Origin of the sequence: Jeongeupia sp. USM3 (genome assembly GCF_001808185.1) — a bacterium.
Lineage (GTDB): Bacteria > Pseudomonadota > Gammaproteobacteria > Burkholderiales > Chitinibacteraceae > Jeongeupia.
In genome coordinates this window covers 733,160-757,077 of the sequence record NZ_CP017668.1, presented here as the reverse complement: position 1 = coordinate 757,077, position 23,918 = coordinate 733,160, and the positions used below count along the sequence as shown (strand labels likewise).

At 63.8% G+C, this 23,918-nt stretch carries 25 protein-coding genes; 20 read left to right on the top strand and 5 right to left on the bottom strand.

What is annotated here, in order from left to right:
* Positions 1-46: 46 nt before the first annotated feature.
* From BJP62_RS03435 to BJP62_RS18610, 3 genes are all read right to left on the bottom strand, one after another.
* On the bottom strand, positions 47-385 hold the full coding sequence (locus BJP62_RS03435; RefSeq protein ID WP_070526547.1) for a hypothetical protein: 339 nt from the start codon (positions 383-385) through the stop codon (positions 47-49).
* Between the two features lie 121 nt (positions 386-506).
* Complete coding sequence (locus BJP62_RS03430) at positions 507-2,105, bottom strand: hypothetical protein (protein ID WP_070526544.1); 1,599 nt, start codon at positions 2,103-2,105, stop codon at positions 507-509.
* Between the two features lie 204 nt (positions 2,106-2,309).
* Complete coding sequence (locus BJP62_RS18610; protein ID WP_168163780.1) at positions 2,310-2,474, bottom strand: hypothetical protein; 165 nt, start codon at positions 2,472-2,474, stop codon at positions 2,310-2,312.
* 239 nt (positions 2,475-2,713) lie between these two features.
* Here BJP62_RS18610 and BJP62_RS17825 point away from each other — a divergent pair, with 239 nt between their 5' ends.
* From BJP62_RS17825 to BJP62_RS03425, 3 genes are all read left to right on the top strand, one after another.
* The gene (locus BJP62_RS17825; RefSeq protein WP_236943651.1) at positions 2,714-3,199 is read left to right on the top strand and encodes a hypothetical protein; all 486 of its coding nucleotides are present in this window, start codon (positions 2,714-2,716) and stop codon (positions 3,197-3,199) included.
* Positions 3,200-3,512: 313 nt separating this feature from the next.
* Complete coding sequence (locus BJP62_RS18250; protein WP_145927085.1) at positions 3,513-4,049, top strand: hypothetical protein; 537 nt, start codon at positions 3,513-3,515, stop codon at positions 4,047-4,049.
* 749 nt (positions 4,050-4,798) lie between these two features.
* On the top strand, positions 4,799-5,719 hold the full coding sequence (locus tag BJP62_RS03425; RefSeq protein ID WP_070526541.1) for an SDR family NAD(P)-dependent oxidoreductase: 921 nt from the start codon (positions 4,799-4,801) through the stop codon (positions 5,717-5,719).
* Positions 5,720-5,942: 223 nt separating this feature from the next.
* Here the strand turns inward: BJP62_RS03425 and guaB are convergent, their stop codons facing one another.
* Positions 5,943-7,412: an IMP dehydrogenase gene (guaB, locus tag BJP62_RS03420; protein WP_070526538.1), complete on the bottom strand. Its 1,470-nt coding sequence runs from the start codon at positions 7,410-7,412 to the stop codon at positions 5,943-5,945.
* A gap of 167 nt (positions 7,413-7,579) precedes the next feature.
* On the opposite strand from guaB, the gene BJP62_RS03415 reads away from it, so the two are divergent.
* From BJP62_RS03415 to BJP62_RS03405, 3 genes are all read left to right on the top strand, one after another.
* Positions 7,580-8,107 carry a disulfide bond formation protein B gene (locus BJP62_RS03415; RefSeq protein ID WP_070526536.1) on the top strand — a complete coding sequence of 176 codons (528 nt, stop codon included), beginning with the start codon at positions 7,580-7,582 and terminating at the stop codon, positions 8,105-8,107.
* On the top strand, positions 8,104-9,039 hold the full coding sequence (locus BJP62_RS03410) for a hydrogen peroxide-inducible genes activator (RefSeq protein ID WP_070526534.1): 936 nt from the start codon (positions 8,104-8,106) through the stop codon (positions 9,037-9,039). Before BJP62_RS03415 ends, BJP62_RS03410 begins: the two co-directional genes overlap by 4 nt.
* A gap of 73 nt (positions 9,040-9,112) precedes the next feature.
* Entirely contained in the window at positions 9,113-10,261 is a 1,149-nt protein-coding gene (locus tag BJP62_RS03405; protein WP_070526531.1) for an NAD(P)/FAD-dependent oxidoreductase, read from the top strand.
* A 1-nt stretch (position 10,262) separates the two neighbouring features.
* Here the strand turns inward: BJP62_RS03405 and BJP62_RS03400 are convergent, their stop codons facing one another.
* Positions 10,263-10,949: an SPOR domain-containing protein gene (locus BJP62_RS03400; RefSeq protein ID WP_070526528.1), complete on the bottom strand. Its 687-nt coding sequence runs from the start codon at positions 10,947-10,949 to the stop codon at positions 10,263-10,265.
* A 178-nt stretch (positions 10,950-11,127) separates the two neighbouring features.
* Between BJP62_RS03400 and ndk the strand changes: the two genes are divergently transcribed.
* From ndk to BJP62_RS03330, 14 genes are all read left to right on the top strand, one after another.
* Positions 11,128-11,553: a nucleoside-diphosphate kinase gene (gene ndk, locus BJP62_RS03395; protein WP_070526525.1), complete on the top strand. Its 426-nt coding sequence runs from the start codon at positions 11,128-11,130 to the stop codon at positions 11,551-11,553.
* A gap of 11 nt (positions 11,554-11,564) precedes the next feature.
* Complete coding sequence (gene rlmN / locus BJP62_RS03390) at positions 11,565-12,689, top strand: 23S rRNA (adenine(2503)-C(2))-methyltransferase RlmN (RefSeq protein WP_070526523.1); 1,125 nt, start codon at positions 11,565-11,567, stop codon at positions 12,687-12,689.
* 13 nt (positions 12,690-12,702) lie between these two features.
* On the top strand, positions 12,703-13,455 hold the full coding sequence (gene pilW, locus BJP62_RS03385; RefSeq protein WP_070526520.1) for a type IV pilus biogenesis/stability protein PilW: 753 nt from the start codon (positions 12,703-12,705) through the stop codon (positions 13,453-13,455).
* Positions 13,456-13,474: 19 nt separating this feature from the next.
* Positions 13,475-14,341 (top strand): RodZ domain-containing protein, encoded by an 867-nt coding sequence (locus BJP62_RS03380; RefSeq protein WP_070526517.1) that lies wholly within the window; start codon positions 13,475-13,477, stop codon positions 14,339-14,341.
* A 6-nt stretch (positions 14,342-14,347) separates the two neighbouring features.
* Entirely contained in the window at positions 14,348-15,628 is a 1,281-nt protein-coding gene (gene ispG, locus BJP62_RS03375) for a flavodoxin-dependent (E)-4-hydroxy-3-methylbut-2-enyl-diphosphate synthase (protein WP_070526514.1), read from the top strand.
* A 3-nt stretch (positions 15,629-15,631) separates the two neighbouring features.
* A complete protein-coding gene (gene hisS, locus BJP62_RS03370) occupies positions 15,632-16,903 on the top strand; it encodes a histidine--tRNA ligase (RefSeq protein ID WP_083300669.1) in 1,272 nt (423 codons plus the stop codon).
* A gap of 51 nt (positions 16,904-16,954) precedes the next feature.
* Positions 16,955-17,584 carry a tetratricopeptide repeat protein gene (locus tag BJP62_RS03365; RefSeq protein WP_070526511.1) on the top strand — a complete coding sequence of 210 codons (630 nt, stop codon included), beginning with the start codon at positions 16,955-16,957 and terminating at the stop codon, positions 17,582-17,584.
* 7 nt (positions 17,585-17,591) lie between these two features.
* A complete protein-coding gene (gene bamB, locus BJP62_RS03360) occupies positions 17,592-18,722 on the top strand; it encodes an outer membrane protein assembly factor BamB (protein ID WP_070532236.1) in 1,131 nt (376 codons plus the stop codon).
* Between the two features lie 16 nt (positions 18,723-18,738).
* Entirely contained in the window at positions 18,739-20,100 is a 1,362-nt protein-coding gene (der, locus tag BJP62_RS03355; RefSeq protein ID WP_070526510.1) for a ribosome biogenesis GTPase Der, read from the top strand.
* Positions 20,101-20,198: 98 nt separating this feature from the next.
* Positions 20,199-20,462, top strand: coding sequence for an RNA chaperone Hfq (gene hfq / locus BJP62_RS03350; protein ID WP_070526508.1), 264 nt, complete (start codon positions 20,199-20,201; stop codon positions 20,460-20,462).
* Positions 20,463-20,555: 93 nt separating this feature from the next.
* Entirely contained in the window at positions 20,556-21,659 is a 1,104-nt protein-coding gene (gene hflX / locus BJP62_RS03345) for a ribosome rescue GTPase HflX (protein ID WP_070526506.1), read from the top strand.
* Between the two features lie 5 nt (positions 21,660-21,664).
* Positions 21,665-22,837: an FtsH protease activity modulator HflK gene (hflK, locus tag BJP62_RS03340; protein WP_070526503.1), complete on the top strand. Its 1,173-nt coding sequence runs from the start codon at positions 21,665-21,667 to the stop codon at positions 22,835-22,837.
* Between the two features lie 12 nt (positions 22,838-22,849).
* Positions 22,850-23,725 (top strand): protease modulator HflC, encoded by an 876-nt coding sequence (gene hflC / locus BJP62_RS03335; protein WP_070532233.1) that lies wholly within the window; start codon positions 22,850-22,852, stop codon positions 23,723-23,725.
* Complete coding sequence (locus BJP62_RS03330; protein ID WP_070526501.1) at positions 23,722-23,907, top strand: DUF2065 domain-containing protein; 186 nt, start codon at positions 23,722-23,724, stop codon at positions 23,905-23,907. The genes hflC and BJP62_RS03330 overlap by 4 nt, the downstream gene beginning before the upstream one ends.
* The last annotated feature ends 11 nt before the right edge of the window (positions 23,908-23,918 follow it).

The window sequence follows — 23,918 nt, the reverse complement described above, 5'->3', positions numbered from 1 at the left end:
GAAGGGCGGGCCGCCCTTCCGGTGACGCGCCGGTGCCGGACAGCGCTCAACGCCCCCTGAGCTTCATCGCGAGGATGCCGACAAGCACGCCGACCACCACGCCCGCGCCGCCCAAGAGCAAGCCGTGATGGCTTTCCGAGCCGCTTGCGGCTTCTCCGGGGCCGACACCGCGCAGAACCACTTGCCAGTCCGCCCCGGTGAGCTGCGTCATCCTTACGGCTTCCGGCAGCCCGTAAACGCAGATTTCCCCCCCGGGCAGCTTGCAGAACTGCTTTTCCGGGCATTGCCTGAGTATCGTCTGAGGCGCTCCCTCGCCACATTGGGCGCCGGCGCTGCGCAAGACCTGCAGCGTGACGTCAGGATGCTTCGTAAGTTGCTCCGGCACGGCGCTCTCCTTCTAGCCGGGGTAATCACCAGCATAGTGGCGTTGACTGGCGCTGCTCAAAGCGGTCTGGCGTTCAAGGTGGGGGCGTGGTATCGGGTTAGACCCCCTCGATTGGCACAAGCTACAGCGGCAGGATCACCCCGCTGGGCAACTGGATTCGTGTCGGTCCGATCACACTGTTGAACAGCAGATCGCCACCGGGCAGGAACTCCATGATGGCGTAGTAACCATTGCCGAGCGGTCCGGTGCCGAGGATCGTCTGATGCACCGTGCTGCCGGTGTTCCAGTCGAGCCCCGTGACGACCCAGCCCAAACCGTTCTGGTAGTAGCCGTTGACATAGACGGCATTGGAGCCCGAGCTGATCGCCGGGATCATCGTGTTCGACGAGATGTCCGCCCGTGCCCAAGTCGACGACCAGCTATGCGAAGCGGTGTCCCAGGTGAAGCGCTCGACGCCGATCGGCGACGGCAGCACGGGGCCGCGCAGAAATCCATCGACAAGCGCCGACGTGCCGCTGCCGGTGCTACCGTCGGCCGCCGACACGTTGTTCACTACGAAAGCGCCATAGCCATTGACCGCCACAGACTGGTCGGACTGGATTTGGTACCCCGCAGGCAGGCCGCAGTTGACCTGGATCTGCCCGGCGATGCGATTCGTGAAGCCCGCGGGAATCGCATCGCGCCAGAACGCCACGAGCCCCATGCGCTGCTTGCCGTCGGTGATGACGACGAGCTTGTCCGGATCACTGCCGAAGCCCATCAGTGTCGGCGTAGCGCCCGAGCCCGAACCGAAGATCGTCGGGTAAGTGTCACCGGTCGGATACGGCGAGCTCCACGCGCCGTCGGAGGCATTCTGCGACAGCGTTGCGCCGGTCCATACGAGCTTGCGCATGATCTTGTCGGAGACGACGTAGATGCCGCCGTCCGGATCGACAGCGGCCGAATTGCTGATGCTCTCGTCGGAGCCGAAGGTCAGGGTATGGGGCGTTCCGGCGAAGGAACGGTCGACCACCGTCACCGAGCGTGTGCCGAGCACGACGAGTTTGCCGTCGTAGGTCATCACCACCCCGGTGATGTTCTCGTCGCTTTGCAGAAAGGCAGTGGTATCGAGCGTCCGCACGACACTGATGCCGAGAACGGGCAACGAAGGCGAGTTGAGCGCAAAGGCAAAGATTTTCTTGCCCACGTTCGTGTAGAGCACGTTGTTGTTGTCAACCAAGCTGTAGGCACTCGGAAACGACACGCGACCACCGGTCGGGAGGATCTGATCGACCACGTCCTGCGCTTGCGCGATCGTGGGGATCGGATCGGTCAGCAGTCCGGTCAGGGTGTCGATCACCGTCTGCGTCACGCCCGGCAGCAGGAGTTGGCTCACCGGTGTGAAGCTCGTGCCGGACACCGAAATGTAAGTCACCGCGGTCGACGATACCCCCCACATGTAGTTCGGCGAGGTCGAGGCAAGTGTCATGATGTTGATCGGCCCGGCGACTACCTGCGGTTTGAGCAGGAGCAGCGGCGAGGTGACGGAACGCGTACCTCCCGGTATCAGGTAGGGCAGTGCGTCGGTCTGGGCCGAATCGAAGTGCGTGATCGCGGCCTTTTCCGCCGCGAGATAGGGATTGGGTACTGGATCGGCGGCGATTGCAGTGGCCGATACGGAAAGCGCGACGAGCATCGAGAGTGAACGAAGGAAGCTCGGCAGGGGAAATGCTTGAACCATGTTTTTCTCCTCGAAAGCAGCAAGAACCGAAGCAGAACGATAAGCGCCCGATGACGAACGCAGCTCGGTCGACCCGAGAGGATGTATAGAACAGGCGTTTCGTTTTTGCTGTGTTGCTCAAGAAGGAGATGAATCACCCGGGATTGAGCGAAAGGGGTTTATTGAGAATCGACACGTATTGCAAACCACGGTCGCTGCGGTGGATCAAGCTGTCGCACACGAATCCTGTTCCAGCACATCGATTGAGGATTCAGTATGCATGCCGCGGCGGGTGTGCAAGCCGATGATGTAGCCGGAAAACACGTTTGCGACGAAAGCCATGTAGATGAATTTTCGTCTCCGGGGTGATTCAGCACTGATGCCGTTCACTGAGTCGTGGTGATTTGACCCTGTCAAATTTAACAGGGTATGCCTGTTAAACGACATCTGCGCTGACCGTCTGTCGCTGCCTGCTTGATAATTGCGGGCTGAAAATTAGCATTTTGAATGCTTGTTGAAAGATAAGCTTCGATTTTGCTTTCAATGTCAGAGTCAACTGGAGATTACTTGTGAAATCAATCCGAGGATGGTTTGCCAAGCTGGCAGTGGCTGGCTTGTTAACGAGTGGCATGTTCAGCCAAGCATCTGCCGCTGCACTTGGCTCATGCACTGGTATCCTCACCACGACTTATAATCCTGCCATTACTAACGTGCCACAGGACGTGACTGCTACGGTTACCTCGACCTACGTTAATTGCACCTCGGTGATTCCGTTGTTCGTGGGTTCCGGCACAGGCACCGCAGTCAACCATCTCAAAGGTAGCACCTGCGCGCAGATCGCAACGCCCGGCTCGACTTATGGCGACAAAACGATTGTTTACAGTGACGGCGCAGGCAGTACCTTGGCGGGAGCAGGGGCGACGGTCGCCCGGGTTGACCTGGGAGCAAGCTATGCGGTCACGCGGACTTCCTCCGTGGAAACCGGGGAGTTCAAAGGTGCCAATGCCGTGGAAACGCTGCTTGTACTGAAGACCAGTCTCGCGAGTTGCTCGGACAATACTCCGCTGACACAAACCAGCGGCGCTACCACGCTCGAGTTCGTCGGGGTTCCCTGACCTGATATTGCTGAAAAGGCCCGCAACATCTGCTGCGGGCCTTCTTGCTATTGCATACCTGTGTGTGCGCGGCTTTGGTTGACCTGCCTTTCGCCGTTTCAGGGCCAAGGGGAAGCAGGTTTGGGTTGATGACTACTTTTCTTGAATTATTCATTGCTGGTTTGCATGCCAAGCAACGACAATGCGGACTCCACTGATTCCGGGTGGCCAAGAAGCCGGAGGCAGTTCATTTGGGGCTTACGCGCCTACAGCTATCAAGAAAGTAGCGCATGAACAATATCGATCAGCATTTCCATCCAATAGAAGGATTGTCATGATTCAGTTACTTTCGTTGCTGTCGACCTTTATCTCGCGATTGATCGCAGGCATGTTGTTAATGCTTGGGCTTTGTGCCAGCGCACAAGCTGCGCTGGTCACCTGTACCGGTTCGGCCGCTGATTCGTATACACCAGGCATTACCCAGACCGCCCAAACGGTTCAGGTCGACACGACGTCTACTTATTCGCAATGCACGTCTTTGTTGCCGCTCTGGAATGGCTCTGCCGTCAGCCATGCCAATTTCCCGTTTGCAGGTGCCAGTTGCCTGTCGCTGTTGGGGGTCAGTACCGGCACTATGGCTAAAACGATCAACTGGAGCGATGGTACGAGCAGCACATGGAGTGGCGGCACCAGTACGGTCAATGCGGTGGAAGGAAGCACCGTGATCGTGCGCGTCGCTCCCATCACCGATGGCCGCTACTTGGGGCGTTCGGTCGTCGAAACGAAGGTTTATCTGAATACCGATCTGAACGCATGCTCGACCTCCGGCATGAGCAGCCTGAATGGCACCGCCGAGTTACTGATACTGTAACGTTCGTGACGCTGCCGGTGGCGCTGGTTGCTGGCAGCACATGGCTCGGCCACGGGTGGCGAGCTAGGCATTCCCGGCTTTGCGCGTCTTGGTACGTCTGGCCTCGGAGACGGTCACGCCGCCGAGCCTGCCGTGCCGGGGTTGGTAGCTAGCGGCGGAGAAGCCATGCTGGCGATTCAACGCGCCAGCGGCGTGCCGGCCCTGATGGGCGACCCGAGCCCGGTTGCTGACGCGTTATGTCTTCGGGCACAACGTGCCGGATGTCCGGTGGGCTCGCCGCCGGCTTCTGAATCAGCGTCCCCCGAGCTGCCGCTGCGCACGGGCTCATTGAGCGGGTGCGATCGCCGGTGACGTGAATCACCGGAAGCGGCCCGCCGGATCCGAATGCCTGACTTCGTGCTCCGATGTCGTGTGCCTGGGGCCACGCTGATCAAGCAATCCCCGCATGAGGACGGGGAAGGGCATTGCTCCGGCATGTAGGAACGCAAGCGTGGGCAAGCGGCACGCTTTGCGCACATGCAGTCCCACGGCAATCGCAATGCGCGGGATGACCGATCTCGGCGACGCTTGCGTGCCAGGGAACCAATGCCACGGGTTCCGATGGCGAGCGCTACGCCTGCCTTATCAAGTACGCACCTCCTGAAATTATTGAAATTTAAACACCACTCTGCAACAGTAAGTAACTTTTTGATGTTATGTAAGTTATCTGACGGGAATTCGATTTCACTGGCGTGATCATGGAGGAATGAATGGATACTCGCCAAATTTCGCTGGTCGGTACGGTGGCGGTCATTACCGGCGGCGCACGCGGGCTGGGGCTGATCTACGGACGAAGGCTGGCAGCAGCCGGCGCTAAAGTCGCAATCATGGCGCGAAGTGGCGCACAGCTCGATCTGGCTGTTGCGGCCATCCGTGCGGAGGGCGGGACTGCGCTGGGCGTGCTGGCCGACGTAACCGATGCCGGGTCAATCCGCCGCGCTTTCAATCAGGTGGAAGAGGCGTTGGGACCGCTGTCGCTGCTGATCAACAATGCAGGCAATGCAGGGCCGATCGGACGCGCATGGGAGGTGGACGGGGGCGAGTGGTGGCAAACCATTGAGGTTCACCTTCGCGGGAGTTTCCTGTGCCTTCAGGAGGCGCTGGCCAGAATGGCGCCAAGAAAGCACGGGCGCATCATCAGTATGGCCAGCAATGCGGGCGCATTCCGCTGGCCGACCGCATCCGCCTATTCGGTTGCCAAATCAGCGCTGATCAAGCTCACCGAAAACGTGGCTGTCGAAGCAAGATCGACCGGGGTCAGCCTGTTTGCATTTCATCCCGGCCTCGTGCACCGCGTCGGCATGGGAAGTGATTTCATCGCTCGAGGTGCACCCGCAGGATCGGCGCAGGCTGCACTGGCGGCGTGGATGGCCGACGAGGCGGAGAGCGGCCGCACTGTCGATCCGGAGCCGGGCGCAGAACGTATCGTCGCGCTGGCTTCGGGGCAGTTCGACTTCCTGACCGGACGGTACATTACGGTACACGACGATCTGAATGCCCTGCTGGCGCAGGCCAAGGCACTGAAACGCAGTGATGCGTTGATGCTGCGAATCAGCCCGTTTGACCATGCGTCCCAAGGTGACGGCGATCGCTTTGCCGTCCGGCAGGAGCTCAAGACGACAAGTGCCTGATCCGATTGCCGCGCCCGGGCTTGCTGCGCATTGACCTGCCCCCGGTTCCAGTCCGACGCTTTTTCGGGCTCGCCCGGAATAGCGGCAAAACAGGGGGCGGGTTCATCGGGCTTGGACGGCGTTTCGTGAGTATCAATAGGCACGAAAAACCCCGCGATCTAGCAGAAATGCGGGGTTTGTGAGGCATGGGAGGACGTCCGTGGACTTCGCTGGACGTCGACCCTTACTCCATCCGGTAGTTCGGTGCTTCCTTGGTGATCTGCACATCGTGGACGTGCGATTCGCGGATGCCCGAGGCGGTGATCTCGACGAACTCGGCCTTGGTATGGACGTCGTCGATCGTGGCGCAGCCAAGGTAGCCCATCGACGAGCGCAGGCCGCCCATCAACTGGTGGACGATTGCGGTCAGCGGGCCCTTGTACGGTACGCGGCCTTCGATGCCTTCGGGCACCAGCTTGTCGGCGTTGTTGACGTTGTCCTGGAAGTAGCGGTCCGACGAGCCGTTGCTGCCGGCCATGGCGCCGAGCGAGCCCATGCCGCGGTAGCTCTTGTAGCTGCGGCCCTGGTACAGCTCGACTTCGCCCGGGGCTTCCTCGGTGCCGGCGAACAGGCCGCCGAGCATCACGCAGCTGGCGCCGGCGGCGATGGCCTTGGAAATGTCGCCCGAGAAGCGGATGCCGCCGTCGGCAATCAGCGGGATGCCGTGCTTGGCCAGCGCGTCGGCAACATTGGCAACCGCCGAGATCTGCGGCACGCCGACACCGGCGACGATGCGCGTGGTGCAGATCGAGCCCGGGCCGATGCCGACCTTGACCGCATCGGCGCCGGCTTCGACCAGCGCCAGCGCGGCGGCGGCGGTGGCGATGTTGCCGCCGATGACCTGCACTTGCGGGTAGTTCTGCTTGACCCAGCGAACCCGGTCGATCACGCCCTGGCTGTGGCCGTGCGCGGTATCGACGACGATGACGTCAACGCCGGCTTCGGCCAGCAGCGCCACGCGCTCGTCGGTGCCTTCACCGACGCCGACTGCGGCGCCGACGCGCAGCCGGCCCTGTTCGTCCTTGGCGGCGAGCGGGTGTTCGCTGGTCTTGATGATGTCCTTGACGGTGATCAGGCCCTTGAGGCGGAAGCCGTCGTCGACGACCAGCACGCGCTCGAGCCGGTGTTCGTGCATCAGGTTGCGCGCTTCGTCGATGCTGGCGCCTTCCCTGACGGTGATCAGCCGCTCTTTCGGGGTCATGATCGAGCTGACCGGCACGTCGAGGCGCGATTCGAAGCGGATGTCTCGGTTGGTGACGATGCCGACGACCTGGCCTTGCGCATCGAGCACCGGCAGGCCGGAAATCTTGTGCTGCCGGGTCAGCGCGAGCACGTCGCGAACCAGCATGTCCGGGCGTACGGTGACTGGGTCCTTGACGATGCCCGATTCGTAACGCTTGACTTTGGAGACTTCGAACGCCTGCGCCTTGGGCGTCATGTTCTTGTGGATGATGCCCATGCCGCCTTCCTGCGCCATGGCGATGGCAAGACGCGACTCGGTCACCGTGTCCATTGCGGCGGACAGCAGCGGCAGGTTCAGGCGGATGCTGCGGGTGAGCTGGGTCGAGAGACTGACATCGCGCGGCATCACCGTGGAGTGGGCCGGGACGAGGAGGACGTCGTCGAAAGTGAGAGCTTTCTGAACGATGCGCATGGTGGTCGAAATCCTTTGCACGCAAAAGCAGATTATACCGAAAGCGCCAGATTGCGGCGAGTGTGATTACCACACTGACATTCATCTCGGCAGGGCTGACGCAGTGTGCGTGGCGCAGGTTACAATCGTTACCGATTGAAAAAAACAATCGGGATGGAGTGACGACTATGAGCTTGGCGCTGCGCTACTGGCGCACCGGATTTCTGCTGATCTTCATCGCCTGCGCGGCGATGATCGGCTTTGCGCTGTATCACCAGATCTACAACTGGGTGATGCCGTGCCTGATGTGCGTTTACCAGCGGCTGGCCATCCTGGTTGTCGGCCTGCTGGCCCTGCTGGCTGCGGTGTGGCGCCCCAACAGCAAGGCCGGGGTGAAGCTGCTCGGTGGCCTGATGATTGCCGTGGCATCCGCCGGTGCGCTGGCGGCGATCTGGAACCTGCGCCTGCAGTACGGCCCGGCCGATCCGAGCGTGACCTGCGCGGCCAGCCTGCCGTTTCCGATCGACCTGAACCAGATGCCGGCGTGGATCGGTACGCTGGTCCGCCCGGTCGGCGATTGCTCGGCGGTCGATTTCACGCTGTTCGGCGTGACCATGCCGGTGTGGGTGCTGCTGACCTGTCTCGGGCTGATCGCCGTGATCATCGGGCTGTGTTCGGCGCGCTGTGCCGAGATCGGCCGGAGACGCTGGCGATGACGCTGACCGAGTTCCGCTACATCGTCGCGGTTGCTCGCGAGCGCCATTTCGGCCGTGCAGCGGCGAGCTGCTTCGTTTCGCAGCCGACGCTGTCGGTCGCGGTGAAAAAACTCGAGGACGAGCTCGGCGTGACCTTGTTCGAGCGCGCCGCCGGCGACGTGACGCTGACGCCGAACGGCGAGCGCATCGTCGAACAGGCGCAGCGTGTGCTCGAGGAGGTGCAGGTGATCAAGCAGCTGGCCGAGCAGGGCAAGGACCCGCTGGCCGGATCGCTGCGGCTCGGCATCATCTACACGATCAGTCCCTACCTGCTGCCGCACCTGATCCCGGACCTGCGCGAGCGGGCGCCGCAGATGCAGATCCTGCTCGAGGAAAACTACACCAGCCGGCTGGCCGAAATGCTCAAGCAGGGCGAGATCGACGTGGCGATCCTGGCCGAGCCGTTCCACGAGGCCGGGATCGCAACCCTGCCGGTCTACGACGAGCCCTTCGTCGTCGCCACGCCCAAGGGGCACCCGTGGGAGGCGCTGGCGGCGATTGACTCGGACCAGCTCGCCGAGGAAAACGTGCTGCTGCTGTCGCCGGGCAACTGCTTCCGCGATCACGTGCTGCAAACCTGCCCGGACCTGAACCGCGAAAGCCTGCCGGCCGGCAGCCTGCAGCGCACCTTGCAGGGCTCGTCGCTGACGACGATCCGCCACATGGTCGCCGGCGGCATCGGCGTCACCGTACTGCCGGCGACGTCGGTCTCGAGTGCCGACGAAGCACTGCTGACGATCCGCCCGTTCAGCGAGCCGGTGCCGACCCGGCGCGTCGTGCTTGCCTGGCGCAAGAACTTTCCGCGCGCCGCGGCAATCGAGGCCGTGCGTCAGGCCATCCTCGCCTGCGCACTGCCGGCGGTGACGCTGCTGGACGAGCCGGAAATCCACTGAGCCTGTCCCGGATTGGCGCTGAATCCGGCCGGACGCCGACGCGTTCGGCCTTTTCTATCTATCTGGAGTTGAAATGACTGCCCCTGTCGTGATCGTCGGCGCCGGCCTCGCCGGCTACAACCTCGCGCGCGAGTGGCGCAAGCTCGACGCCGAAACCCCTTTGGTGATCGTTGCCCGCGACGCGGCCGACTTCTATTCCAAGCCGATGCTGTCGAATGCGCTGGCCAGCAAGAAAACGGCGGAAACGCTGGTGATGAAGCCGGCGGCGAAGATGGTCGACGAGCTGAACGCGACGGTGCTGGCGCAGACCGAGGTGCTGGCGATCGACGTCGCCGCACGGTCGCTGCGTCTGGGCAGCGGCGAGACGGTGGCCTACCGCGATCTGGTGCTCGCGCTCGGCGCGGACCCGATCCGCCTGCCGCTCGCGGGCGACGCGGCCGACGAGCCGGTCTCGGTCAACGATCTCGGCGATTACGCGCGCTTTGCCGCCCGGCTCGACGGTGTCGCGCACGTGGCCATCCTCGGCGCCGGGCTGATCGGTTGCGAATTCGCCAACGACCTGATCGCGCGCGGCATCGTGCCGACGGTGATCGATCCGGCCGAAGCGCCGCTGTCGCGCCTGCTGCCGCCGCAGGCCGGCACCTGGCTTGCCGACAGGCTGGGCGAGGCGGGCGTTGTGTTCCGCTGTGGCGTCGGTGCCAGCCGCGTCGACCGCGATGGCGCAGGGTACACACTGACGCTGGACGGCGGCGAGCGGCTACACGCCGATCTGGTGCTGTCGGCGGTCGGGCTGCGGCCGCGTACTGGCCTGGCAGGGGCCGCCGGGCTGGCGGTCGCGCGCGGCATCGTCGTCGATCGCGTGTTGCGGACCAGTGCGGCGCACGTCTATGCGCTGGGCGATTGCGCCGAAGTCGCTGGCCTCAATCTGCCGTTCGTGATGCCGATCATGCAGCAGACGCGGGCGCTGGCGGCGACGCTCGCCGGCACGGACACGCCGGTGCGCTATCCGGCGATGCCGGTGCTGGTCAAGACGCCGTCGTGCCCGACGGTCGTCGCCCCGCCGCTGCGCAACGACGGCGAATGGCTGCTCGAGTCCGTCGAGGGCGGGCTGATTGCCCGCTACCGGCTGGCCGACGAGACGCTGGCCGGCTTTGCGCTGCTCGGTGCCGCGACCAGGGAGCGCCAAGCGCTGCTGTCGCAGTTGCCGGCGTGGCTGGATTGAGCTAGTCCTGGTTCAGTGCCGGTCCGACGACCGGCGCGATGCCGAGGGTGCGCAGCTTGCGGGCTGCGGCATCGGCTTCGGCCCGGGTCTTGAACGGGCCGATCTGTACCCGGGTTTCGAGGTAGGCGGGTACGCCGGCAGCCTGCAGTTTGCGCAGCAGTTTTTCGGCGTTGTCCGAATGCAGGAAGACGCCGGCCTGCACCGTGTAGCCGTCGGGACGCTTGACGATGGCAACGGGGGGCGGGGTCGCGACCTTGACGGGGGCGGTGGTGGCCTCGACCGGCTGGGCCGGTTGGGGGGCTTGGGGCGCGGCAGCTTGCGGCGCCGGTGCTTGTTGCTCGGGCGGCATGGCCGTGGTCGGTGCCTGCGGCCGTGCGGTTTCGGGTGAACCGGCCGGTGCGCTGGCCTGGACCGGGGGAGCTTCGTCGGTCGCTTCGGGTTCGATCGCCGAAGCGCCCACGGCGGCCGGGGCGCTGGCTATCGGGCTCGGTGGCGCGATCTGCGCTGCGCTTTGCGCCGGTCCGCTGCGGTCGAGCCACCGCAGTGCGCCGACGACGGCGCCGATCAGCACCACTGCAACCCCGAGACGCCAGTAAAGCTGGGTATGCAGTTTCTGCTGTGCGCGTTGCGCCTCGATCGGGTCGTCGGTCGTGGCGCGGTTCTGCCCGTTCTGCTCGGTCTCGCTCATCGCTCGGCAAGGCAATACAAGCCAAGTGGCTTGATTTTGTTATAATACTCGGCTGTCCTGTCGCGAATCGCGGCCGGGAACGGCGTCGTCCTGATTGAGGCTAGCCGATTTCCGCCAGCAGTGTAAACCAGACCAAAATCAACTTGTCTCTTAAACGAAACCCACCGGAGTTTGTCCCATGGCTATTGAACGCACCCTGTCGATCGTGAAGCCCGATGCAGTTGGCAAGAACGTGATCGGCAAGATCTACGACCGTTTCGAATCGGCTGGCCTCAAGGTCGTTGCCGCCAAGATGAAGCACCTGTCGCGCGCCGAAGCCGAGGGCTTCTACGCGGTGCACAAGACTCGCCCGTTCTTCAACGATCTGGTGTCGTTCATGATTTCCGGCCCGGTGATGATCCAGGCGCTGGAAGGCGAAGGCGCGATCCTCAAGAACCGCGAACTGATGGGCGCGACCGATCCGAAGCAGGCCGACAAGGGCACCATCCGTGCCGATTTCGCCGATTCGATCGATGCCAACGCCGTTCACGGCTCCGATTCGGCCGAAAACGCCGCAATCGAAATCGCCTACTTCTTCGCGTCGAGCGAAGTGTACGGCCGCTGAGGACTACTGAGATGTCGGTCAATCTGCTCGATTACGACGCGCAAGCGCTTGCCGAACTGATGGTGAAGTACGGCGAGAAGCCGTTCCGCGCCAAGCAGTTGCTCAAGTGGGTCCACCAGCGCGGCGTGGCCGATTTCGATCAGATGACCGATATCGCCAAGTCTTTCCGCAGCAAGCTTGCCGCCGACGCGGCGGTGACGATTCCCGGTCTGCTCGCCGAGCAGATCGCCAGCGACGGCACCGCCAAGTGGCTGCTCGATGTCGGTACCGGCAACGGTATCGAAACCGTGTTCATCCCCGAGGATGACCGCGGCACGCTGTGCGTCTCGAGCCAGGTCGGTTGCGCGCTCGATTGCGGTTTCTGCTCGACCGCCAAGCAGGGGTTCAACCGCAACCTCAGCACCGGCGAGATCATCGGCCAGTTGTGGTGGGCGAACAACCGGCTTTCGGCCGAGCAGGCGCGCATCGGCGCGCCGCTGGAAGAGGGCGGACGCGTCGTCTCGAACGTCGTGATGATGGGCATGGGCGAACCGCTGGCCAACTTCGACAACGTCGTTGCGGCGCTGCGGCTGATGCTCGACGACAACGCCTACGGCCTCTCGCGCCGCCGCGTCACGCTGTCGACGTCGGGGCTGGTGCCGGCGATGGACCGGCTGCGCGACGCCTGTCCGGTCGCGCTGGCCGTCAGTCTGCATGCGCCGAATGACGCGATCCGCGACGAAATCGTGCCGATCAACAAGAAATATCCGCTGAAAGAGCTGCTGGCGGCCTGCAACCGCTATCTGGAAAAGGCGCCGCGCGACTTCATCACCTTCGAATACGTGATGCTGGCCGGCGTCAACGATCAGCCCGAGCATGCGCGCCAGCTGGCGGCGCTGCTGCGCGACGTGCAGTGCAAGATCAACCTGATTCCGTGGAACCCGTTCCCGGGTGCGGACTACAAGCGATCGGGACGGGATGCTATCCTCGCGTTCCGGGACATCGTGATCGACGCCGGTTACATCGTGACCGTGCGCAAGACCCGTGGCGACGATATCGACGCCGCCTGTGGCCAGCTTGCTGGCCAGGTCAAGGACAAGACCCGTCGTGCCGAGAAGCACGCGGCGGAAACCCGGCCGATCGTATTTCGGCCGTAGAAGAGGGATGGAAATGAGCCTGCGTCCGTTGGTACTGCTGGTTGTCTGCCTGTTCGCGACCGGTGCGAGCATGGCGGCAGCCCAGGACGAGGCGTCGCCGGACAAGCGGGCGAACATCCGTGCGCAACTGGCTGCCGAGTACTACAGGCTGGGGCGCTATGGCGTGGCGATCGACGAGGCCAACAAGGCGCTCCAGGCCGACAGCAAGTATTCGCCGGCCTACACGATCCTGGCGCTGAGCTATGTCGGCCTCAAGGACGACGCCAAGGCCAAGCAGAACTTCACCGAGGCGCTGCGTTTGTCGCCGGACGACTCGGATGCCAACCACAATTACGGCTGGTTCCTGTGTGAGCACGGGCAGATGCAGGAAGGCCTCGGCTATTACGAGCGCGCGCTGACCAACCCGCTGTACGCGACGCCGGAGAAGACGCTGGTCAACGCCGGCCAGTGCGCCGCGAAGGGCGGCGACGCCGCGACGGCGAAGGGCTACTACGAGCGTGCGCTGCGCTATCGGCCGAACGATGTGCAGGCCAATTACCAGCTGGCGGAACTCGGCCTGAAAACGCAGGACTATGTCATGGCCAAGCGGGCCGCGCTGGCCCTGCAGAAATCGATGCCGAACAGCGCTGCGCTGGCATGGCTGAACCTGCGGATCGAACGTGGCCTCGGCAATGCCGGTGGCGTCGAGCGCTTTGCGCAGGTGTTGCGCAAGCAGTTCCCCGATTCGCTGGAAACGACCAAGCTGGCCGCTGGCCAGTACGAATAGGCCAATACGAAAAAAAGCGATGACAGACGAGCCGATCCAAACCCCGCCCGAATCTCCGCCTGCCCAACGCATCGGCGCGCAGCTGCGCGCGCAGCGCGAGGCATTGAACCTGTCGATCGACGACGTGGTCACGCAGCTCAAGCTGACCCGCGGCCAGGTGGCGGCCATTGAGGAAGACCGTTTTGGCGATCTGCCCGGCAATACCTTTGCACGCGGCTTCGTGCGCAACTACGCGCGCCTGCTGCAGCTCGACCCCGAGCCGCTGGTTGCCCAGCTGGCCGAGGCTTTGCCCGTCGAGCGCGAGCAGGCGTCGCTGCCGCATTTGGCCGAAGAAGCGACGTTCAGCATCGGTGGTGGCGGTCGCGGCCGGCCGTTGCAGCTGACGCTGACGGTGATCGCCGGGCTGATCATCGGTGCCGGCGGCGTGTTCTGGTACCTGCAGCAGCCGGCCGCGCCCGAGCTGAATGTGTCGACCACGACGCTGGTGCTGCCGGAAGCGTCGGCACCGGCCGATACGGTGTTGCCGCTGTCGATTGCAAGCGAGATGGCCAGCGAAGTCGCATCGGCACCGGTGGCTGCGCCGGCCGCGGTACCGGTGACGCCGGCGCCGGCGCCGGCCAGCGAGGTCGCTTCGGCGCCGGTGGCGAACAGTGGCGAGATCAGGCTGGTTGCCGAGCAGGATTCGTGGATCCAGGTCGTCGATGCCGGCGGCAACAAGCTGATTTCCGAGGTGCTCAAGGCCGGTGACGAGCGCAGCCTCGGTGGCGTGGCGCCGTACCGGATCAAGATCGGCAACTCGCCGAAAACCCAACTCTATCTGCGCGGCCAACGCGTGGACCTGGCGCAGTACAGCCGGTCCGACGTGGCGACGCTGGAACTCAAGTAAGACCCGATGAGCGATATCCTGATTCCCCGCCGCGCGACCCGATCGGTTCGTGTCGGTCATGTCATGGTCGGCAGCGACCATCCGGTCATCGTGCAGTCGATGACCAATACCGATACCGCCGATGCCGAAGGTACGGCTAGGCAGATTTTCGAGCTGTGGCGTGCCGGTTCCGAAGTGGTCCGGATCACCGTCAACAGCCCGGAGGCAGCGGCGCAGGTCGGCAACATCAAGACCAAGCTCGAGAACTGGGGCTGCAAGGTGCCGCTGGTCGGCGACTTCCACTTCAACGGCGACCGGCTGCTGCGCGATTATCCCGACTGCGCCGAAGCGCTGGCCAAGTACCGGATCAACCCGGGCAACGTCGGCAAGGGCAGCAAGCGCGACGAGAAGTTCGCCTTCATGGTCGAGAAGGCCATCGAATACCAAAAGGCAGTCCGTATCGGTGTCAACTGGGGCTCGCTCGACCAGAGCATGGCAACCCGGCTGATGGACGAGAATGCCAGGCGCGCCGTTCCGCTGTCGGTCGAGGCGATCATGCGCGAGGCGCTGATCCGTTCGGCACTCGAATCGGCCGATCAGGCGATCGCCTGGGGGCTGAGCCCGGACCAGATCATCCTGTCGTGCAAAGTCTCGCACGTGCAGGACCTGATCGCCGTGTACCGCGATCTGGGCGGTCGTTGCGATTATCCGCTCCATCTCGGCCTGACCGAGGCCGGCATGGGCAGCAAGGGCATCGTCGCATCGAGCGCGGCGCTGGCGGTGCTGCTGCAGGAAGGCATCGGCGACACGATCCGCATTTCGCTGACGCCGGAGCCCGGTGGCGACCGTACCAAGGAAGTCGTCGTCGCGCAGGAGCTGCTGCAGACGATGGGCTTGCGCGCCTTCACGCCGCTGGTCACCGCCTGCCCGGGCTGTGGCCGGACGACGTCGACGGTGTTCCAGGAGCTGGCACAGAAAATCCAGTCCTTCCTGCGCGAGCAGATGCCGGTGTGGCGTGAAACCTATCCCGGTGTCGAAGACATGAAGGTCGCGGTGATGGGCTGTGTCGTCAACGGCCCGGGCGAGTCCAAGCTCGCCGATATCGGCATCAGCCTGCCGGGGACCGGCGAGGTGCCGGTATGCCCGGTCTATGTCGACGGCGAGAAAACCGTCACGCTCAAGGGCGAACAGGTGGCCGAGGAGTTCCAGGCCATCGTCGAAAACTACGTGGCCAGCCACTACGGCGACGGCGGTGCGAAGCGCCGCGCCGGTGCTGCCCCCAAAACTATCCCGCTTCTACCGGTCTGACAAATGGCACAAACGATTCAGGGCATCCGCGGCATGAACGACATCCTGCCGCAGGAAGGTGCCCGCTGGCAGTATTTTGACGCGGTGGTGCGCGACTGGCTCGCCGCCTACGGCTACAACCAGATCCGCACGCCGATCGTCGAGGCAACGCCGCTGTTCGTTCGCGGCGTCGGCGAGCATACCGACATCGTCGAAAAGGAAATGTACGCGTTCGAGGACAGCCTGAACGGCGAGCAGCTGGTGCTGCGCCCCGAGGGCACGGCCGGCTGCGTGCGTGCCTGCATCCAGCATGGCCTGCTGTACAACCAGACGCAGCGGCTGTGGTACACCGGGCCGATGTTCCGTCACGAGCGCCCGCAGAAGGGCCGCTACCGCCAGTTCCACCAGGTCGGCGTCGAGGCCTTCGGCTTCGACGGTCCCGATGTCGATGCCGAGATGATCGTCATGCTGGCCGACCTGTGGCGCAGGCTCGGGCTGACCGGCCTGCAGCTCGAACTCAATTCGCTGGGCGACGCGCCCGAGCGCGCCGCGCACCGCGAAGCGCTGATCGCCTATCTCGAACGCCACGTCGACATCCTCGACGACGACGGCAAGCGCCGGCTGTACACGAACCCGCTGCGCGTGCTCGATACGAAGAACCCCGCGCTGCAGGAAATGGCCGAGCATGCACCGAAGCTGGCCGATTTTCTCGGCGAGGCATCGCGCGCGCATTTCGATGGCCTGCGCGCCCTGCTGGACCAGGCCGGCATCGGCTACAAGCTCAACGACCGTCTGGTGCGCGGACTCGATTACTACAACCGCTCGGTGTTCGAGTGGACGACAGACAAGCTCGGTGCGCAGGCAACCGTCGCCGCAGGCGGCCGTTATGACGGCCTGGTCGAGCAGCTCGGCGGCAAGCCGTGCAATGCGGTCGGCTTCGCAATGGGCATCGAGCGGCTGATCCTGCTGCTCGAAACCCAGGGCGTCGAGATGCCGCGGGCCGCGCCGGACGTCTATCTGGTCCACAGCGGTGAAGCGGCGTCGCGAACGGCCTTCGGCCTTGCCGGCGAGTTGCGCGCGGCCGGGCTCAAGGTCGTTCTGCATGCCGGCGGCGGCAGCTTCAAGTCGCAGTTCAAGAAAGCCGATGCCAGCGGCGCCAGCTTTGCCGTCGTGATCGGTGACGAAGAGGCGGCGGCCGGCACCGTCAACGTCAAGCGCTTGACCGGCGCTGCGGCCGGCGAGCAGCAGGTTGTCGCACAGAACGCGCTGGCCGCGCACTTGGGCGCTGCGGCATAATCGCGCACATTCGATTGAACATGAAAGGCGGTACGCCGCCCGGGGACTGCAATGGCGTTTGACCTGCAAGAACAAGAACAGATTGCCGAATTCAAGGCGTGGTGGCAGGAATGGGGCAGGTGGCTGGCCGGCGCGATCGCCGCCGCACTCATCGGCTGGGGAGGCTGGGCAGGCTTCGAGCACTATCAGGCTTCGCAGACCAAGGATGCCGCCGCGCTGTACGGGCAGCTGGAAACCCAGCTGCAGGCCGAACCGGCCAAGCTGGCCGAAAGCGCCAAGACCATCGAGCAGCAGTATGGCTCGACCGCTTACGCGCCGCGCGCTGCGCTGCTGGCCGCCAAGGCCGGCGTCGACGCCAGCAAGCCGGCAGATGCCGAAGCGCAACTGAAATGGACCGTGAGCAATGCCAAGGAAGCGCCGCTGCGCGACGTCGCCCGGCTGCGCCTTGCCGCACTGCAGCTCGACGCCGGCCAGTTCGACGTCGCACTGACGACGCTGCAGGGCCGCGAGGATGAAGCGTTCACCGCGCTGTTCGCCGAAGCGCGCGGCGACGTGCTGGTCGAGAAGGGCGACAAGGCCGGTGCGCGCGACGCGTATCGCGACGCCGTCTCGAAGCTCCCCAAGGATGCGCCGAACCTGAAGTTCGTCGAAGTCAAACTCGAAGCGCTCGGGAAGGTCTGACATGCAGATGAAGTGCTCATCCCGCTTGCTGGCGTCGGCAGGCCTCGTTAGCCTGCTCGCGGCCTGCGGTTCGGTCAGCAATGCGCCGACGCCTTCGCCGCTGCCGGTGGTCGACAACCAGGCAGGGCTGACGACGGTCTGGCGTGCGTCGGCCGGCGGCAAGACCGACTTCCGCTTCCTGCCGGCGCTGGCCGGCGACAGGCTCGTCGTGGCCGGTCAGCCGGACCGGCTGAGCGCGCTGAACCTGCAGAACGGCGCCAGCCAGTGGCAGGTCAAGCTCGACAAGCCGGTCGCCGGCGGGGTCGGTGCCGGAGAGGGTCTGATCGCCGTCGGCACGCTCAAGGGCGAGGTTGCCACCTACAGCTACGACGGCAAGCCGATGTGGCATGCGCAGGTCAGCAGCGAGATCGTTTCCCCGCCGGCGATTGCCGACGGCATCGTGCTGGTGCGGACCGTCGACGGCAAGATCAGCGGTCTTTCGGCAGTCGACGGCGCGCTCAAGTGGCAATTCCAGCGCCAGTTGCCGGCGCTGATCCTGCGGAACTACGCGCCCATGACACTGCGCGGCGGGATTGCGCTTGCGGGGCTGGCCGGCGGCCGTCTGGTCGCGCTCGGCGCGCAGGATGGCCGCGTGCTGTGGGATAGCCCGGTGGCGATGCCCAAGGGCGCGACCGAGCTCGAACGGATCGCCGACGTCGTGTCGGCGCCCGAAGTCAACGGCAACATGGTCTGCGCCGCCGCGTACCAGGGGCGCGTGTCGTGCTTCAACGTACTCAACGGCACGCCGGTCTGGTCGCGCGAGGTATCGAGTTATGCCGGGGTTGCCGGCAACAACCGCATGATTGCGGTCACCGATGCCGATGGCAACGTGCTCGGCTATGACCGCAACAGCGGCCGCAGCCTGTGGAAACAGGACAAGCTGGCGGCCCGGCTGGTCGGCTCGCCGGCAATGCTCGGCAACTATGTCGCCGTCGCCGACTACCAGGGTTATGTCCACCTGCTCAAGCCCGATGACGGCAGCCTCGTCGGCCAGTTGGCGACCGGTGGCGACCGGATCGCGGCAGAGCCGGTGGTGTTCGACAACAAGCTGATTGTCCAGTCGCAAAACGGTGACGTTTTTGCGCTGGCCGTGAAATAAACCGTAGAAAGATTCAATGAAACCGACGATTGCCCTCGTGGGCCGGCCGAATGTAGGCAAGTCCACGCTTTTCAACCGACTGACCAAGACGCGCGACGCGCTCGTTGCGGATCAGCCGGGCCTGACCCGTGACCGCCACTACGGCCACGGGCGCGTCGGTGAAAAACCGTACTTCGTCGTCGATACCGGCGGTTTCGAGCCGGTTGTCGATGAAGGCATCATGTTCGAAATGGCGAGGCAGACCTTGCAGGCGGTCGATGAGGCCGACGCCATCGTGTTCATCGTCGATGGTCGTGTCGGCATCACGCCGCAGGACAAGATCATCGCCCAACGCTTGCGCCAGGTCGACCGCCCGGTCTGGGTCGCGGTCAACAAGGTCGAAGGCATGCAGCGCGCCGTCGTCACCGCCGACTTCTACGAGCTTGGTCTTGGCGATCCGGTGGCGGTTTCGGCCAGCCACGGCGAAGGCGTCCGCGACCTGATCAATGAAATCCTCGACGGTTTCGAGGTGCCGGCCGACGAAGAGGAGTCGACGCATCCGAAGTTCGCCGTCGTCGGCCGTCCGAACGTCGGCAAGAGCACGCTGGTCAACGCGGTGCTCGGCGAGGAGCGCGTGATCGCGTTCGACCAGCCGGGCACGACGCGCGATTCGGTCTACATCGACTTCGAGCGCAACGGTTCGCCCTACACGATCATCGACACCGCCGGCGTGCGCAAGCGCGGCAAGGTGACCGAGATGATCGAGAAGTTCTCGGTCATCAAGACCATGCAGGCGATCGAGGACGCTAACGTAGCCGTGCTGGTGCTCGATGCCATGCAGGAGGTTTCCGACCAGGATGCCCGCGTCGCGAGCTTCGTGATGGAAACGGGCCGGGCACTGGTCGTCGCGGTCAACAAATGGGAAGCCGCGAACGCCGAGCAGCGCGACCGGATCAAGCGCGAGATCGACCGCAAGCTGTCCTTCCTCGATTTCGCCAAGTTCCACTACATCTCGGCGCTTGGCGGTCAGGGGGTCGGTGACCTGTTCAAGTCGATTGACCAGGCCTATATGGCAGCGATGATCAAGATTCCGACGCCGAAGCTGACCAATGCTTTGCAGATGATGCTCGAGCGCCAGCAGCCGCCGCTTTCCGGCAAGATCCGTCCGAAGATGCGCTATGCCCACCAGGGTGGTTCCAACCCGCCGGTGGTGATTGTGCATGGCAACGCGCTCGAACAGGTGCCAGACTCTTACTGGCGCTATCTGGAACGCAGTTTCATGAAAGTGTTCAAGCTGCAGGGCACGCCGTTGCGCGTGCAGTTCAAGCGCAGCGCCAACCCTTTCGATGACAAGAGCAAGAAGCCGGGGCCGAAGCCGAAGCCGCGCAGCAAGTTCTGATTGCTGCGCCGCACCATGGTGGCGACCCGACAAGTTCTGTACTATAAGCGTAAGACGCAACCCTATTCGACCAATAACAAACACATCGGAGAACAACAATGAGTGCCAAGGGGCAAATGCTGCAAGATCCGTTCCTGAACATCTTGCGCAAAGAGCACGTTCCGGTTTACATCTATCTCGTCAACGGCATCAAGCTGCAAGGGCAGATCGAATCGTTCGACCAGTACGTCGTGTTGCTTCGCAACAACGTGACCCAGATGGTCTACAAGCACGCGATTTCGACGGTCGTACCGTCGCGCCCGGTGTCGATCCCGCACGAAAATCCGCAGGCGGCCACCGCCTCCGCTGCTGGCGAAGCCTGATCGCCGTTCCTGCTGTTCCAACCCCGATGGGCGCAGTCCGTCGGGGTTTTCACTTGTTTGGGCCGGCGTTGCCGGCCATGAAAAAAGATAGGCATGTTTGAACGTCACAAGGGCGGCGATTCGGCCGTCTTGGTTTGCCTCGACTTCGGCGAGCCGGACTATCGCGATGGTGCCGACGAATTCGTCCAGCTGGTCGAAAGCGCAGGGGTGCAGCCGCTGGCAATGGTCGAGGGCAAGCGTGCCCGGCCGGACCCGGCTTACTTTGCCGGTAGCGGCAAGGCGCAGGAAATCGCCGAGACCGTTCGCGCGCTCGAGGCACCGATGGTGATCTTCAATCACCAGCTGTCGCCGGCGCAGGAGCGCAACCTCGAGCGCATCATGCAGTGCCGCGTGATCGACCGGACCACGCTGATCCTGGACATCTTTGCCCAGCGGGCCCGGACCGCCGAGGGCAAGCTGCAGGTCGAACTGGCACAGCTGGCGCATATCCAGACGCGACTGATTCGCGGCTGGACGCACCTGGAGCGGCAGAAGGGCGGCATCGGTCTGCGCGGACCCGGTGAAACGCAGCTGGAAACCGACCGCCGCCTGATCGGTATCCGCGTCAAGCGTCTGAAGGCGCAGTTGGCGACGGTGCAGAAGCAGCGGGCAACCCAGCGTCGCGCACGGACACGGCGCGGCGAGTTCACGGTTTCCATCGTCGGCTACACCAACGCCGGCAAGTCGACGCTGTTCAATGCGCTGACCAAGGCCAAGCTCTATGCCGCCGACCAGCTGTTTGCCACGCTGGATACCACCTCACGCAAGCTGTTCCTCGATACCGAGCACTCGGTTGTGCTGTCCGATACGGTCGGCTTCATCCGCAGCCTGCCGCATACGCTGGTCGCAGCGTTTCGGGCTACGCTGGAGGAAACCATCGAGGCTGACCTGCTCTTGCACGTGGTTGACATCAATCATCCGCTTCGCGATGCGCAGGTCGAGGCTGTTAATAGTGTTTTGCAGGAAATCGGTGCGGAACAGATTCCGCAACTGATGGTCTGGAATAAGATTGATCTGAAGGGCGGCGAGCCGGCCGTCCTGCTGGACGAGTATGGTAAAATTCGCGCCGTGCGCCTGAGTGCCATGAGTGGGAATGGTCTGGACCTGCTTCGTTCGGCTTTGGTCGATCTCATGAGCCAACCCACCAAGGATAACTAACGATAATGAGCCAAAACGACCCGCAATGGGGTGGTCGTCGCAAGGACGGCCCGCCGGACCTCGACGAAATGATCCGCAATCTGACTGGCAAGCTCGGTCGTCTTTTCGGCGGCGGCCAGGGGCCGCGCCCGCAACTGGGTGGCCGGGGCGGCATGACCGGGATCGGGGCGATCATCGCCGTGCTGCTGGTGCTGTGGGGCGCGTCGGGCTTCTACGTCGTCGACGAGCGCGAGGATGCGGTCATCATGCGCTTCGGCCGCTATGTCGCCACGGTCGAGAACTCGGGCCTGCACTGGCATCTGCCGTGGCCGGTCGAGAGCCGCGAAGTCGTCAATGTCACCGAAATCCGCAGCCTGGATGTCGGCGCGCGTGCCGAAGGCAAGTCGACTGCCGACGAGGCCGTGATGCTGACCGGCGACCAGAACATCATCGACGTGCAGCTGGAAATCCAATACACGCTCAAGTCGGCCAAGGACTTCGTGTTCAACAACCGTCGCAGCGACAAGGACGGCAAGGACCTCGTCAAGCAGGCCGCAGAAACGGCGATCCGTGAAGTGGTCGGCAAGAATAAGGTCGACTACGTCCTGAACGAGGGCCGCGGCAAGATCGGCGAGGACACCAAGGAGCTGATGCAGGAGCTGCTCGACCGCTACGCGACCGGCATTGCGATCGCTCGGGTCAACATCTCCGACGTCCAGCCGCCCGAGCAGGTGCAGGCGGCGTTCGCCGACGCGGTCAAGGCGCGTCAGGACAAGGCGCGGCTGATCAACGAGGGTACCGCCTACGCCAACGACGTGATTCCGAAGGCCAGCGGTATGGCATCGCGGCTGGTGCAGGAAGCCGAAGGTTACAAGCAGCAGGTCGTCGCACGTGCCGAAGGTGATGCCTCGCGCTTCGGCCAGGTTGCTGCCGAGTATGCGAAGGCGCCGCAGGTGACCCGCGACCGGATGTATCTGGACACGATGCAGCAGATGTATCAGAACACCACCAAGGTGCTCGTCGACCAGAAATCGGGCAGCAATCTGCTGTACCTGCCGCTCGACAAGCTGATGCAGATGTCGTCTTCCCCTGCCGCGCCGGTTGCAGCCGCATCCGGCGAGGCCGCCAAGCCGGCCGCCGAGGCCGCGCCGGCACCCGCGCCGCGTTCGACCGACCGCGGCGAACGTTACGGTCGATAAGGGGAGATGAACATGAACCGTATTTTGCCGACTCTGGCACTGATTCTCGTTGCGCTCTTCGTGCTGAGCACGACGTTCTTTACCGTCGACCAGCGGCAGTTTGCCGTGGTGTTCCAGTTCTCCGAGGCCAAGCGGGTCATCAGCGAGCCGGGCATCCATTTCAAGATTCCGCTGCTGCAGGATGTCCGCTACTTCGACAAGCGCATCCAGACGATCGACGAAAACCAGCCGGCGCGGGTGCAGACGATCGAAAAGATGAACGTCAAGGTCGACAGCTACATCAAGTGGCAGATCGTCGACGTCGAGCGCTACTACAAGGCGGTCGGTCTGGACGAACGCAAAGCCGTCGACCGGCTGCGCAACACCGTCAACAACATGCTGCGCGACGAGTTCGGCAAACGCACCGTGCAGGACGTAATCTCGGGCAAGCGCGAAGAGGTGATGGCCTATGTGCGCAAGGTTGCCAATGCCGATGCCGCACGGATCGGCGTCAAGGTGGTCGATGTCCGGGTCAAACGCGTCGAGCTCGAGGACAGCACGCTGGCGTCGGTGTACGAGCGGATGCAGTCCGAGCGCAAGGCCGTCGCCAACCAGCTGCGTGCCGAGGGCTCGGCCGATGCCGAAAAGATCAAGGCCGATGCCGACAAGCAGCGCGAGGTGATCATGGCCGACGCATACAACCAGGCCCAGCAGCTTAAGGGTCAGGGCGACGGCAAGGCGGCGGCGATCTATGGCGCCGCCTACGGCAAGAACCCCGAGTTCTACGCGTTCTACAAGAGCCTCGACGCGTACAAGCAGAGCTTCAGCAAGAAGAGCGACGTGCTGGTCGTCGATCCGAGTTCGGAGTTCTTCAAGTACATGAAGAACCCGCGGAGCGGCGGCAAGTGACAGAGACGCTGGCGCTGGCATTCGCCCTGGTGATGGTGATCGAGGGGCTGCTGCCGTTTGCAATGCCGGCGTTCTGGAAGCGCAATATGTTGCGGATCGCCGGTCAGCCCGACCGGCACATCCGCCTGTTCGGTCTGGTATCGTTGCTCGGTGGCTTGCTGCTCGCACTGGCTGCGCGCTGACCTGTTGATGA

Excerpts from the sequence above, each read along its gene's own strand:
- hflX (WP_070526506.1), top strand. The coding sequence starts at position 20,556 with ATGTTTGAACGTCACAAGGGCGGCGATTCGGCCGTCTTGGTTTGCCTC.
- hfq (WP_070526508.1), top strand. The coding sequence starts at position 20,199 with ATGAGTGCCAAGGGGCAAATGCTGCAAGATCCGTTCCTGAACATCTTG.
- rlmN (WP_070526523.1), top strand. The coding sequence starts at position 11,565 with ATGTCGGTCAATCTGCTCGATTACGACGCGCAAGCGCTTGCCGAACTG.
- BJP62_RS03410 (WP_070526534.1), top strand. The coding sequence starts at position 8,104 with ATGACGCTGACCGAGTTCCGCTACATCGTCGCGGTTGCTCGCGAGCGC.
- BJP62_RS03400 (WP_070526528.1), bottom strand. The coding sequence starts at position 10,949 with ATGAGCGAGACCGAGCAGAACGGGCAGAACCGCGCCACGACCGACGAC.
- BJP62_RS17825 (WP_236943651.1), top strand. The coding sequence starts at position 2,714 with ATGTTCAGCCAAGCATCTGCCGCTGCACTTGGCTCATGCACTGGTATC.
- BJP62_RS03405 (WP_070526531.1), top strand. The coding sequence starts at position 9,113 with ATGACTGCCCCTGTCGTGATCGTCGGCGCCGGCCTCGCCGGCTACAAC.
- BJP62_RS03365 (WP_070526511.1), top strand. The coding sequence starts at position 16,955 with ATGGCGTTTGACCTGCAAGAACAAGAACAGATTGCCGAATTCAAGGCG.
- BJP62_RS03415 (WP_070526536.1), top strand. The coding sequence starts at position 7,580 with ATGAGCTTGGCGCTGCGCTACTGGCGCACCGGATTTCTGCTGATCTTC.
- BJP62_RS03425 (WP_070526541.1), top strand. The coding sequence starts at position 4,799 with ATGGATACTCGCCAAATTTCGCTGGTCGGTACGGTGGCGGTCATTACC.
- guaB (WP_070526538.1), bottom strand. The coding sequence starts at position 7,412 with ATGCGCATCGTTCAGAAAGCTCTCACTTTCGACGACGTCCTCCTCGTC.
- BJP62_RS03380 (WP_070526517.1), top strand. The coding sequence starts at position 13,475 with ATGACAGACGAGCCGATCCAAACCCCGCCCGAATCTCCGCCTGCCCAA.
- hisS (WP_083300669.1), top strand. The coding sequence starts at position 15,632 with ATGGCACAAACGATTCAGGGCATCCGCGGCATGAACGACATCCTGCCG.
- BJP62_RS18250 (WP_145927085.1), top strand. The coding sequence starts at position 3,513 with ATGATTCAGTTACTTTCGTTGCTGTCGACCTTTATCTCGCGATTGATC.
- ispG (WP_070526514.1), top strand. The coding sequence starts at position 14,348 with ATGAGCGATATCCTGATTCCCCGCCGCGCGACCCGATCGGTTCGTGTC.
- BJP62_RS03430 (WP_070526544.1), bottom strand. The coding sequence starts at position 2,105 with ATGGTTCAAGCATTTCCCCTGCCGAGCTTCCTTCGTTCACTCTCGATG.
- hflK (WP_070526503.1), top strand. The coding sequence starts at position 21,665 with ATGAGCCAAAACGACCCGCAATGGGGTGGTCGTCGCAAGGACGGCCCG.
- ndk (WP_070526525.1), top strand. The coding sequence starts at position 11,128 with ATGGCTATTGAACGCACCCTGTCGATCGTGAAGCCCGATGCAGTTGGC.
- bamB (WP_070532236.1), top strand. The coding sequence starts at position 17,592 with ATGAAGTGCTCATCCCGCTTGCTGGCGTCGGCAGGCCTCGTTAGCCTG.
- der (WP_070526510.1), top strand. The coding sequence starts at position 18,739 with ATGAAACCGACGATTGCCCTCGTGGGCCGGCCGAATGTAGGCAAGTCC.
- pilW (WP_070526520.1), top strand. The coding sequence starts at position 12,703 with ATGAGCCTGCGTCCGTTGGTACTGCTGGTTGTCTGCCTGTTCGCGACC.
- hflC (WP_070532233.1), top strand. The coding sequence starts at position 22,850 with ATGAACCGTATTTTGCCGACTCTGGCACTGATTCTCGTTGCGCTCTTC.